Here is a 13,909-nt window from a genome sequence, read left to right as displayed (position 1 = left end):
AAAAACTTCTTAGCTTTACAGCAATGATTTTCGACAGGAAAACAATAGATAATGACGGTTTGCTGGATTTCTATAAGAAATTACTGCTACCCCGCCTTGTCGAAGAAAAAATGTTGATCCTGTTGCGCCAGGGGCGTATAGGCAAATGGTTTAGCGGTATTGGGCAAGAGGCAATAGCAGTTGGTGCGACAATGGCCATGAATGCCGAAGAATACATCCTGCCCATGCACCGTAACCTGGGCGTATTTACCGCCCGTAATATCCCTATCTCGCGCTTAATGGGGCAGTGGCAGGGCAAGGCATCGGGCTTTACCCACGGCCGAGATCGTTCCTTTCACTTTGGGACACAAGAGTATAAGATAATTGGGATGATATCGCATCTGGGGCCGCAAATGGCACTGGCAGACGGCATTGCCTTAGCTGATAAATTAAGCGGCACAAAGAAAGTTACATTGGTATTTACCGGCGAAGGTGCCACCAGTGAAGGCGATTTTCACGAGGCTTTAAATATAGCCGCCGTATGGGATTTACCCGTTATTTTCCTAATTGAGAATAATGGCTACGGCTTGTCCACACCGGTCGGTGAACAGTATCGTTGTGAATCATTGGTTGATAAAGCAGTTGGCTACGGCATAGAAGGCCGTAAAATTGATGGCAACAACATTTTAGAGGTTTACCATACTATTAGCGAGTTAGCTAAAGAACTGCGCGAAAAACCACGCCCGGTTTTAATTGAATGTATGACCTTTAGGATGCGCGGGCACGAAGAAGCATCGGGCACCAAGTACGTGCCACAGCATTTGTTTGAGGAATGGGGGACAAAAGACCCTTTAGATTGCTTTGAAAAATTCCTTTTAGATGAGCAGGTATTAAGGCCCGAGTGGGTGCCCTACCTGCGTGGAGAATTTGCTAAATTGATAGAGATAGAGATAGAAAAGGTTTTTAACGAGCCCGGCATCATACCACATCTAAGCACCGAAGTAGATAGCATGTACAGGCTATTTAAGATGCCGCAGCGCGAGTCGTCAAATGTGCTCACCAACAAACGCTATATTGATGCTATTAGCGATGCGCTGAGGCAAAGCATGCGTAAATATGATAAGCTGGTAATTATGGGACAGGACATTGCAGAATACGGCGGCGCATTTAAAATAACACAGGGTTTTATTGACGAATTTGGTAAAGAGCGTGTGCGCAATACGCCCATCTGCGAATCGGGAATTATAGGGGCTGCTATGGGCTTATCCATTAATGGCTACAAGGCCGTTGTTGAAATGCAATTTGCCGATTTTGTAAGCAGCGGCTTTAACCAGGTGGTTAACAACCTTGCAAAAACCTATTACCGCTGGGGCCAGGCGGTTGACGTGGTGATACGGATGCCCACAGGTGCAGGTACCGGGGCTGGCCCCTTCCACTCGCAAAGTAACGAAGCCTGGTTCACTAAAACGCCGGGGCTTAAAGTTGTCTACCCATCGTCGCCTGATGACGCTAAGGGGCTGCTAATGGCCGCTATTGAAGACCCCAACCCGGTGATTTATTTCGAGCATAAATATTTATACCGCAGCTTATCCGGCAATGTGCCAGACGATGATTACTACGTAGAAATTGGAAAAGCACAAATAGTAAGGCAGGGTACAAAGGCCAGTATTATCACATACGGCCTGGGCGTGCATTGGGCTGTTGAGTACGCCGAAAACCATCCTGAACATTCTATCGAAATCTTAGACCTGCGCAGCCTGCAACCCTGGGACAAGGAGGCTGTTGAAAAAACGGTGAAGAAGACATCAAAGGTAATGGTGCTGCATGAAGATACCCTGACCAGCGGCTTTGGTGGTGAGGTGGCCGCTTACATTGGCGAACATTGCTTTAAATACCTGGATGCTCCCGTAATGCGTTGCGCCAGTTTAGATACCGCCATACCGATGAATAAGGGTCTGGAAGATCAGTTTCTGGCAAAATCCAGATTGGAAGAAATGATGGATGTGCTATTGAAATTTTGAGATATCGAATTATCTCCAAAGTAAAAGCCTCCTTAAAGGAGGCTTTTACTTTATTTATTCTCGAGTTTACTTGCAGCCGGTTCATCGAGGAACCATTGCAGATCGGCACCCGTTATGAGCTGCGCAGGATAATTGGGAATGTCTTTAGCGTCCTCCAAAATATGCTTTACCGCTTCTGCCTTGCCTTCGCCGTAAACCAGGAACGCAATGTGATGTGCGTTATTGATCAATGGTGCAGTGAATGTGATCCTGTTCATCTTTACCTCGTCTATGTACAAAGCCTGCACCGACGCGGTTTCATCTGTCAGCACGGATGTGTGAGGGAATAAAGAAGCTGTGTGCGAGTTATCACCCAAGCCTAAAATTACCAGGTCGAAACTTGCGTTCTCGCCGTCAAAATAATTCATCACACTTAAAGTATAGGCTTTAGCCGCTTCTTCGGCACCCAAGCTGGTTTGCACCGGGAATACGTGCGACGGATCGATACCCAGCGGATCGAACAAGGTTTGTTTTGCCATCAGATAATTACTCTGCGAGTCTGTCAACGGCACATCGCGTTCGTCGCCAAAAAAGAAATAGATCTTTTCCCACTCAATTGTATCGCGGCACTCTTTTACCAGTAACTCATGCAGTTTCTTAGGCGAGCTGCCACCCGATAAGGCAACCGAAAAACGGTCGTTCTTTTCAATAGCTTCGGCAGCACATTGGGCAAAGTATCCGGCCAGGCTGTCCAGTACTTCGGTATCTGTATTAAATATGTTCAGTTTCATAAACTTCTACTTTTTACCGTTAACGGGCAAGGTAAACCAGTTGAAACCGTCGCGGGCAATTAGTGCTTCGGCAGCTTCAGGCCCCCATGAGTCGGCAGAATAATTAGGGAAATTCAGGCTCTTTTTATGTTGCCAGGTACTTAGTATAGGCATTACCAATTCCCACGCAGCCTCTACCTGGTCGCCACGCATAAACAAGGTCTGGTCGCCCAGCATCGTGTCTAAAATCAGTGTTTCGTAAGCTTCAGGTGCCTGATTGGTGTAGGTACCTTTGTAATCAAAAACCATGTCAACAGCATTAAGTACCATATCGATACCCGGGCGTTTAGCCTGTACCTGCAAGCGGATACTCATTTCGGGCTGGATACTGATGATCAGCCTGTTTTGCTGCCAGCTCTCGGCGGCCTCCGTCGGGAAGATCAAATGCGGTACATCCTTAAACTGAATGGTGATGACAGATGAAGATTGGTGCATCCGTTTGCCTGTACGCAGGTAAAACGGCACCCCTTGCCAGCGCCAGTTATCTACAAAGAATTTAATAGCTGCAAAAGTTTCGGTATTGGAGTTCGGATCAACCTTTGGCTCCTCGCGGTAACCCGGTACTTCCTTACCTTTCATCCATCCACTGCCATACTGACCACGAACGGCCGAGTTACGTACATCTTCCGGACTAAACCTGCGCATCGCCTTTAATACATCAACCTTGCGGTCGCGAACTTCGTCGGCATTAAAACTAACGGGGGGTTCCATGGCCACGTGGCAAAGCAATTGCAGCAAATGATTCTGGATCATATCGCGCATGGCGCCAGATCCATCGTAGTAATCGCCGCGCTCTTCTACGCCCAGCTGCTCGGTAACCGAGATCTGCACGTGTTCGATATAATTACGGTTCCACAATGGCTCCATAATGGAGTTGGCAAAGCGGAAAGCCATGATATTTTGTACTGTTTCTTTGCCCAGGTAATGATCTATCCGATAGATTTGACACTCATCAAAAATACCTTTCAATAACTCGTTCAGTTCTTTAGCGGTTTCCAGGTCGTGGCCAAATGGTTTCTCAATGATGATCCGAACGCGGTCTTTATCTTCGGCCAGTTTGGCTTTCGATATGTTTGACGCGATGATGGGAAAGAAGTTTGGTGCAACCGCCAGGTAAAACAACACGTTTGCCTTTAATTTCCATTCGGCGTTGTGCGCGTCTATGCGTTTGCCAAACTCTTTATAGGTTTCGGCATCGGTAGCATCAGATACCTGGTAATAAATACTTTTTTCAAATTCAGCCCATTTCGCAGCGTCGGCTTTACCACTACGCGAAAACTGGTCTATATCCGCATGCAGGTTTTTCCTGAATTGCTCATCTGTCAATTTGGTACGGCCTGTGCCGATAATGGAGAACTGTTTTGGCAACCAGCCATCCAAAAAAAGGTTATATAAAGCAGGAGCGATTTTGCGGGAATTTAAATCGCCGGTACCACCAAATATGATGAATATCGTAGGATCGGATTTTGTGTTTGTGCTCATGGTGATGTTTTGAAGAAGAGTTAAGAAACAAGAGCCGGGAAATTTAAGCCTGATATCCTGTTTCTTAGCTCTAAATTAATCTTTAGTAGGTGCCCATAGGGTGTGGAAGGTTCCTTCCTTGCCAATCAGCTCGTAAGTATGTGCGCCAAAATAATCGCGTTGTGCCTGGGTCAAGTTAGATGGCATACGCTCGCTGCGGAAGGCATCAAAATAACTTAAGGAGGCTGAGTAAGCCGGCATAGCAATACCCGCCGCTACAGCAGCAGATACTATTTTTCGGATACCCGGAATAGTGCCTTCAACCAACTTAGCTACGTCGCCGTCTAACAGTAAATGCTCCAGGTTTTTATCTTTACCGTAAGCACCGTAAATGTTTTCCAGGAATTTAGAGCGGATGATACAGCCGCCCCTCCATATCTTGGCGATCTCGTCTAACTTTAAGTCATATTTATATTCGGCAGACGCGTTTGAAAGCATTTGCATGCCTTGCGCATAACTGATGATCATGGTGAAATAAAAAGCCTGCTCTAAAGCCGATAAGATCTCCTCCTTGTTACCTTCAATAGCCTGGTGATCGTCGGTACTATAGATACCTGCCGCTTTGGTACGTAAGGCTTTGTATTTGGATAGATCGCGCATGGCTACCGCGGTATCAACCGTTGGGATAGGTGCCTGCAAATCCATAGCGCTTTGTGATGTCCATTTACCGGTACCCTTTGCGCGGGCCTCGTCTTTAATATCGTCTAACAGTAAATGATCAGTTCCGGGGGCCTTAAATTTAAAAATGTCTTTGGTAATATCCAGCAGGAAGGATTGTAAACGGCCTTCGTTCCATGTAGCGAATATTTCGCCCATGGCTGCGTTGTCCATTTTCAGTCCCTTTTTCATGAACTCGTAGGTTTCTGCCAGTAACTGCATTATGCCATACTCAATTCCATTATGCACCATCTTAACAAAGTGACCGGATGCACCGGGGCCAATGTAAGTTACACACGGTACGCCATCAACCTTAGCTGCAATAGCTTCAAATATCGGCTGCATCACGGCATAAGCATCTTTATCACCTCCCGGCATCATGCTCGGGCCACGGCGCGCGCCCTCTTCACCACCAGATACCCCCATCCCGAAGAAATGCAAGCCCTTAGCCTCCAATTCCTCTACACGGCGGTTAGTATCTGTAAAATGCGAGTTACCGCCATCTATCAAAATATCCCCTTTTTCTAAAAGCGGGGTTAGCTCTTCAATAACACTGTCAACAGGTTTTCCTGCCGGCACCAGCATCATAATAGCGCGTGGCGTAGTTAAGCTTTTTATAAATTCTTTAACATCCAAAAAGCCTTTTACCTGCAAGTCACCGCCTTCTTTATTCAATGAATCAACCTTGCCGGCGTCCTTATCATGTCCTGCCACTGCATAACCGTGATCGGCCATATTGAGTAATAAGCTACGGCCCATTACGCCTAAGCCAATCATGCCAAAAGCATATTTATCTGTTGTTGCGCTCATGTTATTTGAGATTTTCTTTCTTTAAATTTTCTAAAATTTTCTTTGTTTCTACAAACGAGGTATGTTGGTGGGCCTGCATGCCTAACTTATCGGCAGCAAGTGCAAACATCTTCCGGTCGTCAAAGTATACGCATTCTTGCGGGGTAGCAAGGGCTATGCCCATCGCAAGTTTAAATATCGCCGGGTCGGGCTTACGGATCTTTACTTCACAAGATGACACAAATGCGTCAAAAACCTCATGCAGCTTAAATTTTTTTACCCGGTAATCATTCAGTTCCTTACCCTCGTTATTAATGGCTATGATGCGGAAACCACAATCTTTTTTCCATTCCTTTAACCACGTCAGCATATCAGGCAATTCTTTCGATTGCTTGAACATGAAGTTTTTGAAGTCCTCGCGTGTAAAATCGCGCGGATGGTTAAAGATTACGGTATCGAGATACTCGTCAAGATCAACACCAGCCGCTTCGTATACATTAAATATAAATGTATGCAACTCGCTCAGCTCTTTATAGTCCAACCCAAACAGCCGGGCAGCTTCTTGCCGGGATTCATGCCCCCAACCATTGGTAAGCAGCACACCGCCAATATCAAAAAATAATACTTTTACAGATGTAGCTTCCACCGTATTATGATTTTGCCTTTTGGTCTTCTATCGCTTTCAGCAATTTTTCAAATGGTTTATTGAATTTCTCGATACCCTCATCTTCCAAATCCTGGGTGATCTTGTCCAGGTCGATGCCTAACGACTTCAGTTTAGCCAAAGTTTCGGTAGCCTGGTCTAAGCCTAACATTAATGTATCAGCTGCAATACCATGATCACGGAACGCCTCGATAGTTTCTAACGGAACGGTGTCAACTGTATCCGGGCCTATCAAAGCTTCAACATATTTGGTGTCTTTAAATGCAGGGTTTTTGCTGCCGGTACTTGCCCATAGCAAACGCTGTGGTTTAGCACCTTTAGCTTCTAACGCTTTCCAACGCTCTGTACTGAACACACGTTTGTAAATCTCGTATGCTTTCTTTGCTGACGCGATAGCTACTTCGCCAACTAAACCATTTTCGCCTTTTTCTTGCAATAATGGGTCAACAACTACGTCGATACGGCTTAAAAAGAAGCTGGCTACTGATGAAATGTGCTCGATGTTATGGCCTGCTGCCAGGTGATCTTCTAATCCTGAAATGTAAGCTTCGGTAACAGCTTCGTAACGCTCTAAACCAAAAAGTAAAGTAACGTTGATATTGATCCCTTTGGCGATAGACTCGCGAATAGCCTTTAAACCAGGTTTAGTACCCGGAATTTTGATCATCACGTTCTTGCGGTCAACTTGTTTCCAAAGCAGTTCGGCTTGTTTGGCTGTACCTTCGGCATCTAATGCCAAAAATGGCGATACCTCTAAACTTACATAACCGTCTGCACCTACAACACCTTCGTTGTACAGAGGATTAAAAAGATCTGCTGCGGCCTGTATATCTTTAATGGCTAACTTGAAAAATAATTCTTCTGTTGTGCCGCCGTCTTTGCCATATTTTGCAATGTCAGCATCGTAATCTGAACTGCTTGAAATCGCTTTTTCGAAAATAGCCGGGTTAGAGGTTACTCCGCGCACGCCGTCCTCGTCAATTAATTTTTGAAGGTTACCGCTGCTGATAATTTCGCGGTCGATGAAATCTAACCAGATGCTTTGGCCGAATTCGTGTATTTTTTTTACTTTATTTTCCATAGTACAATGTCTTTTTATATAATAAAGATCTTAATTAATTTATGCTGTTATGTAACGCTATTCTCCTAATTGTGTTGTAACGATGTAATTTAAGGCTATTCATTTTTAGCCATCAATATTTGCAGATCGTAACCCATAAAAAGGCCGCTTTCTATCACACCGGTTATTGCTTTAATGTCGCGCTCCATTGTTTTGCCAATGGCATCGAAACGGCAGTCCAGTATCAGGTTATTATTCTCTGTAATGATCGGGCCATCTTTTCCTACAGCCGGCCTTAATTTGATGCTGTTAGCACCCATTTTTTTCAATCCGGCCTCTACATGTAGTAACGCCTGCGGGAAAACTTCAATAGGTACAGGGAAGTTTGAGCCTATGATATCAACCTTTTTGCTTTCGTCAACTATGATGTAACTCAGCGGACTGCTGGCTATTAATAACTTTTCTTTAAACATAGCCCCACCACGGCCTTTGATCAGACTATTGTTAGGGTCAACCTCATCGGCACCGTCAAACAACCAGGTGGGCGTGTGCTCAAATAAGGTAGTCAGCGGTATGCCCAGCTTGCTGCAAAACATCGAGATCTCTAACGACGTAGGGATAGCCAACACGCTTAGCTTTTCGGTTTTGATCCTTTCGGCTATCGCTAAAAGCGCCATGTAAACCGTAGAGCCCGAGCCAACGCCCAGGATATCGCCATCCTTTACCATCGCGGCAATTTGTTGCGCTACCCTTTCTTTACCCGTGCGGTTTATAATGGTGCCAGACCATTCCAGATCGTTGATTAAACTCATTCTTCGAGAGATATGAGATATGAGATGGGAGATATGAGAAAAAAGATAAGCAATCGAAGCTCATCTCACGTCTCATATCTCAAATCTCACATCTACAACAATGCTTTCGCCTTTTTAACTACGTTTTCTACCGTGAAGCCAAAGTGCTTGTACAGGTCTTCTGCCGGGGCCGATTCACCAAAGGTGGTCATGCCTAACATATCGCCTTCGTCGGTGGTATATTTATGCCATCCCATTGGTGATGCCATTTCAACGGCTAAACGTTTGCGGCTCGCTTTAGGTAATACCGATTCTTTGTAAGCGGCATCCTGTTGCTCAAACAACTCCCATGATGGCATACTTACAACCCGTGTAGAGATCCCTTCGGCCTCTAACTTAGCCTGTGCTTCCATGATCAGGGCTACTTCAGATCCTGTCGCCATCAATATCAGGTCGATACCCTTGCTGGCTTCAGATAAAACGTATGCGCCTTTTTCTAAATTCTCTGCCTTGCCATATTTATCCTGATCTAAAATCGGTAAACCCTGGCGGGTAAAGATCAATACAGTAGGGCCACCTTTTTTCTCTATGGCAACCTTCCAGGCAAATGCAGTTTCGTTAGCATCTGCCGGGCGGATAACGGTAACATTAGGGATCACGCGCAGTGTTGCTAAATGCTCTACCGGTTGGTGCGTAGTACCGTCTTCGCCTAAACCAATGCTATCATGGGTGTAAACAAATATCGGGCTTATCTTCATGATGGCTGCCAAGCGGATCGGCGGGCGCATATAATCAGAGAATTGCAGGAATGTTGCGCCAAACGGTAACACGCCTTTGGTTAAGGCCATACCGTTTAATGCAGAACCCATTGCATGCTCGCGGATCCCGAAGTGGAAATTGCGGCCAGCCCTGTTCTCCGACGTAAATGAGGTAAACTCTTTTAAATTAGTTTCTGTAGATGGTGCCAGATCTGCCGCGCCACCAATTAAGTTTGGCAGGCTTGCTGCAACCGCATTCAGTACTTTACCAGATGCCTGGCGGGTTGCCATTTTAGGGTCGGATGCTTTAAATACCGGTAACTTATCTGCCCAGCCTTTAGGTAATTCGCCTGCAAAGGCAGCTTCGTATTCGGCAGCTAACTCAGGGAATTTCTCCTTGTATTTTGCGAAAAGCTCGTTCCATTTGGCTTCGGTTTTTTCACCACGTGCGCCTTTTTCGTTGTAGTATTTTAATACTTCGGCAGGCACCTCGAATGATTTTTCAAGGTCGAAACCAAAGAACTCTTTTACTAGTTTGATCTCATCAGCACCCAGCGGCGAACCGTGTGAGCCCGCAGTGCCCGATTTATTTGGGCTGCCATAAGCGATCAATGACCGAACACGGATCAATGATGGTTTCTGTGTTTCGGTTTTAGCGTTGATCAATGCCAACTCTAAAGCGTGGGTATCGTTAACATCTGCTACCTCCTGCACCTGCCAGCCGTATGCACGGAAACGCGCGGATACATCTTCATTAAAGGCAATATCCGTACTGCCTTCGATAGAAATGTGGTTATCATCATATAGATAGATCAGGTTGCCCAATTGCAAGTGGCCCGCTAATGAAGCCGCCTCAGATGTTACACCTTCCATCATGTCACCATCACTGCAGATGGTATAGATATTATAATTAAACAGGTCAAATCCCGGCTTGTTATAACGTGCAGCTAAATGCTTTTGAGCGATGGCAAAACCAACACCATTTGCAAAACCCTGGCCTAACGGGCCGGTAGTTACATCAACGCCCGGTGCCAATCCGTATTCGGGGTGGCCCGCCGTTTTGCTGTTTAACTGGCGAAATTGCTTGATATCATCTAAAGAAAGATCGTAACCTGTTAAATACAAGAAGCTGTATTGTAAGATACAAGCGTGACCTGCAGACAAGATAAACCTATCGCGGTTTGTAAAATCAGGGTTCTTTGGGTTATAATTTAAAAACTTTGTCCACAATACGTGGCCCATTGGTGCTAAAGCCATTGCCGTGCCCGGGTGGCCCGAATTTGCTTTTTGTACAGCATCAGCAGAAAGTATCCTTACGGTATCTATTGCTAATTTTTCCAGTTCTTGGTTCTGTTTCTCCATTGTATTTATTAAGAAAGGTAATTATTTTGATGGTGTGGCCATTGCTGTATGCGTAACCGGGTGCTTGTCTTCCTGCCACAAACGTGCCCCGCCTTTAATGCCATCGGCATTGGTTACTATTTTCATATTCTTATCCAACTTAAAATCGAGCAGATCGGAATTGCCGCCGCCTATATATAAAGTGTCGTAATTGAATACTGTTTTCAGGATCTTAAAAACCTTACGGATGCGTTTATTCCATTTTTTTTCACCTATCTCATCAAGTGCTTTATCGCCAATGAATGCATCATAGTCGCGCCCCTTTGAAACCGGGTGATGTGCTATCTCTAAATGTGGCAGCAGGTGCCCGTCCATTAGCAAAGCCGTCCCAAAACCGGTACCCAGGGTGATTACCATTTCCAGCCCCTTACCGCTCACCACGCCAAGGCCCTGCATGTCGGCATCATTAACCACTTGTGTTGGTTTACCTAAAGCAGCTTCCAACTGTTTACGAAAATCAATATCCTTCCAAAAGCTGTCGCCCAAATTAGGTGCGGTTTTAACCACCCCATTACGTACATAACCGGGGAAACCAACAGATACGTAATCGTACCCGGGGAATTTCTCTACTAACACTTTAATGGCTTTAATAACACTTTCGGGATTGGCAGGCTTTGGCGTTACAACTTTGTTGTAATCCATTTTAAGCTCGCCTTTATTGTTAAGGATTGTTGCTTTGATGCTGGAACCACCGATATCAATGGAAAGGATCTTTACTTGAGCAGGTATAGTTTTCATGCAGACGGTGATAAATGTTTTTGAACGTCCGTTCAGGTTTGTGGTGTAAATATCACATTTTTAATATTAAATAGATATTATTTAGCTATAATATTAAACACCCTATCAATTATGTTAAAGCAGCCAAATTAATGCAAGTTCGTTTGGCTGTGATGCAACAATGCAATAGTAACCCCTTTATAACAAAAAAGGTTTTTGATGATTAAAATGAGTTGTTTTTATGACATTGGCTAAACTTAAACGGAGTAAGCGAATTTATGTTATCGGCTAACAATCCCAATTCTATATCCGCAAGGCGTTCCTGCCAGTTTTTAAAGGGTAGCTTTTTCCTTTCCAAACAAAGGTACCTGTCGTTTTAACCGGCAGGGTTAAGTCCATCAGCCATTTGCCGTCAATATTAGCATAACTTACAATTACCTTTCCGTTGGGATGAGGGATCTGGCCGGATGCGGATTGCATTTGGCCAAGGTGCGGTTCTATTTTTATTTTGGCAAAGCCGGGCGCATAGCTATCTATCCCTAAAACGGTACGGTAGAATTCAATATTAGGACTGGCACCCCAGGCATGGCAATCCGACCGTACGTGCTCCAGGTCACTGATCTCGGCCCAGGTGGTCAGGCCCATTTTGATGTTGTTGCGCCAAACATCCATCCAGTTCATGTAGTCGTCACCCAAGCCGCCTTTAACCAAAGCTTGGTGCAAGTAGTATTTAAAGTAGATGGTGCACTGCGTTAAAGCGGTATCCTTTTCCAGCTTTTTAGCAAAGGGGGCCAATGCAGAGCCGCTTACCATACCGCTCAGAATGGCTAATGCGTTAGCATGTTGAGAAAAGCTTTGCTTGTCCCTTGTGTCTGCGTAAAGCTTTTTGCCGGCATCCCAATACTTTTTTTGGATGGTTGCCTTTAACTGCGCCGCTTTTTCACGGTACATTTGCGCGTAAACCGGCAAGCCTAATTGGGCCTCCAATTCGGCGGCTTGCCGGTATGTCCATAATAGCTGCATATCCAATATGGCCGAGTTGCCGTTTGCATCCTTTGGCGGCTGACCAAAGAACCACCCTGTGTTACCTACCCAATCTACAAATCGCCAGTAGGGCGGGTTTTTTAAGGAGCCGTCGGCCTGCTGATATTTGCTGAAGAAGGCCAGCACCTGCCGCACACCATCCATTTTGTTTTTTACAAAGTCGGCATCGTTGCGGTACATCCAATAATCATGCAGCATGGAAATATACCATAGCGAAAAGGTAGATATGATCTGCGGGGTGGATGACGGGTGCCTGCTCAAAGTGATACCCTCTGCCAGGCGGGAGTGATCCATTTGGTTAAGGGCACTACGGGCCAGCCGGTCGTCGCCGCTATTATAGTAAGATATCAGTGCCTGTATGCGCCCATCGCCAATGTATTGCAATTGTTCGTAATAAGGGCAATCGAAGTAGGTTTCAACCGCGCAGGAGCGGGCGGTTCGCCAGCCTATATCCAGCATCTGTTGCAGCTCGGGATTGGCGGTTTGCAGCATTGCGTTTTGTTTGAAGGGGTAGCCGGTAAAAGTGCCGTAAAGGTCTTCGATAACCAGCGGTTGCTCGTGCGTGGTGATGTTAACCAGTATATACCTGAAGGTACGGAATGCCAGCGTAGTAAAGGTTTGATTGGTAGTACCGTCGGCGGTGATGCTATCCTTACGGCCAACAAATTTATAGCCTTCCACCTCGTTACGGTTAGGTTTGACCATCTGGTAAGTGTTCCCCACATTCACCATCGGCGATTCGGCATAGGTAAGCGAGATCCCTGCCTTGTCGCCGCCACTCAGGTTGAGGGTAACGTAGGCATTGGTCAGGTAGGATTGATCCAACAGGATGGAAGCAGTTGTATTGGCCGAGATCGTAACCGCCTGCCTGGTTGCCGGGAAAGCTGCCGGCAATGTGATACCCTTCGCCCAACGCGTGGTAGCCAAACGTTGCCCTTTCAATTCCATTTGTGGTAATGATGATGGTACCAGCATCCACCCGGACGCATTGACTGTTCCTTTGGGGTTGCCATTATCTATCCGCGAAGCATTTAGCCAGCTGTTATCGTCAAAGTCATTTACCATCCACCCTTTTGTGGTTTGGTGCTGATCCACCATTTCGCCGGGCCCGGCCACGTAATAAGTAGAGTAGCCAATGCCCGTAAGGGGTTGATAAGCTTTGTTACGAATGCATTTCCAGGTCTTATTGGTATTTAGTATTTCCTCCGCTTCGGTGTCCCCTTGCAGAATAAAACCGGTCCGGTCAGAGATCTGGGCTTCGGCGCGTACATCACCCTCATTCCATACAATGGCCGCTATCGTATTTTTCCCTGCCGATAGGTAAGGTGCTATGTCAACCGTCTCGAAGTTCCAATAATAGAGGTCGCCACGGGCAGGGCCTAATGATACCAGGCGTTCGTTTACATAGAGCTTGTACCGGTTATCTGCCGATACGTGGATGATGAACCTGGCCGGCTTCGCCGCCAGATCAACACGTTTGCGGAAATTGTAAACCCCATATCCCTTAGCCGGTTCGTTGGGTGCGGCTATCCATTGGGCTTTCCAGGGGCTACTCAGAATAGCCGGATTGATGGTTTGTGATAGGGCAGGATTAACGATAAGAAAGCACAGCAGGCCTGTTGCCAACCCCAAAATGGGTTTACAAAGGTTTACATATTTCACTAACTTTATCATTTAAATAATTGACAATCAATTTAT

Annotated in this window: 10 protein-coding genes; 1 reads left to right on the top strand and 9 read right to left on the bottom strand. The window is 45.8% G+C overall.

Annotation, left to right across the window (positions count from 1 at the left end; translation table 11 throughout):
- Positions 1-23 precede the first annotated feature (23 nt).
- The gene (locus IDJ76_RS11240) at positions 24-2,000 is read left to right on the top strand and encodes an alpha-ketoacid dehydrogenase subunit alpha/beta (protein ID WP_191163411.1); all 1,977 of its coding nucleotides are present in this window, start codon (positions 24-26) and stop codon (positions 1,998-2,000) included.
- A gap of 50 nt (positions 2,001-2,050) precedes the next feature.
- Here the strand turns inward: IDJ76_RS11240 and pgl are convergent, their stop codons facing one another.
- From pgl to IDJ76_RS11195, 9 genes are all read right to left on the bottom strand, one after another.
- The gene (gene pgl / locus IDJ76_RS11235) at positions 2,051-2,770 is read right to left on the bottom strand and encodes a 6-phosphogluconolactonase (RefSeq protein WP_191163410.1); all 720 of its coding nucleotides are present in this window, start codon (positions 2,768-2,770) and stop codon (positions 2,051-2,053) included.
- A 6-nt stretch (positions 2,771-2,776) separates the two neighbouring features.
- Complete coding sequence (zwf, locus tag IDJ76_RS11230; RefSeq protein ID WP_191163409.1) at positions 2,777-4,291, bottom strand: glucose-6-phosphate dehydrogenase; 1,515 nt, start codon at positions 4,289-4,291, stop codon at positions 2,777-2,779.
- A 75-nt stretch (positions 4,292-4,366) separates the two neighbouring features.
- A complete protein-coding gene (gndA, locus tag IDJ76_RS11225; protein ID WP_191163408.1) occupies positions 4,367-5,797 on the bottom strand; it encodes an NADP-dependent phosphogluconate dehydrogenase in 1,431 nt (476 codons plus the stop codon).
- A gap of 1 nt (position 5,798) precedes the next feature.
- Positions 5,799-6,422 (bottom strand): HAD family hydrolase, encoded by a 624-nt coding sequence (locus IDJ76_RS11220; RefSeq protein ID WP_191163407.1) that lies wholly within the window; start codon positions 6,420-6,422, stop codon positions 5,799-5,801.
- Between the two features lie 4 nt (positions 6,423-6,426).
- Complete coding sequence (gene tal / locus IDJ76_RS11215) at positions 6,427-7,521, bottom strand: transaldolase (protein WP_191163406.1); 1,095 nt, start codon at positions 7,519-7,521, stop codon at positions 6,427-6,429.
- A 95-nt stretch (positions 7,522-7,616) separates the two neighbouring features.
- The gene (rpiA, locus tag IDJ76_RS11210) at positions 7,617-8,312 is read right to left on the bottom strand and encodes a ribose 5-phosphate isomerase A (protein ID WP_191163405.1); all 696 of its coding nucleotides are present in this window, start codon (positions 8,310-8,312) and stop codon (positions 7,617-7,619) included.
- Positions 8,313-8,404: 92 nt separating this feature from the next.
- Positions 8,405-10,411 carry a transketolase gene (gene tkt, locus IDJ76_RS11205; RefSeq protein ID WP_191163404.1) on the bottom strand — a complete coding sequence of 669 codons (2,007 nt, stop codon included), beginning with the start codon at positions 10,409-10,411 and terminating at the stop codon, positions 8,405-8,407.
- Between the two features lie 21 nt (positions 10,412-10,432).
- Entirely contained in the window at positions 10,433-11,188 is a 756-nt protein-coding gene (locus tag IDJ76_RS11200) for an ROK family protein (protein ID WP_191163403.1), read from the bottom strand.
- A gap of 282 nt (positions 11,189-11,470) precedes the next feature.
- Positions 11,471-13,885: an alpha-L-rhamnosidase-related protein gene (locus IDJ76_RS11195; RefSeq protein ID WP_191163402.1), complete on the bottom strand. Its 2,415-nt coding sequence runs from the start codon at positions 13,883-13,885 to the stop codon at positions 11,471-11,473.
- Positions 13,886-13,909: the final 24 nt, after the last annotated feature.

Origin of the sequence: Mucilaginibacter glaciei, from assembly GCF_014773245.1 — a bacterium.
In the GTDB taxonomy this organism is placed as follows: domain Bacteria; phylum Bacteroidota; class Bacteroidia; order Sphingobacteriales; family Sphingobacteriaceae; genus Mucilaginibacter; species Mucilaginibacter glaciei.
This window is presented reverse-complemented; position numbering and strand designations above follow the sequence as displayed.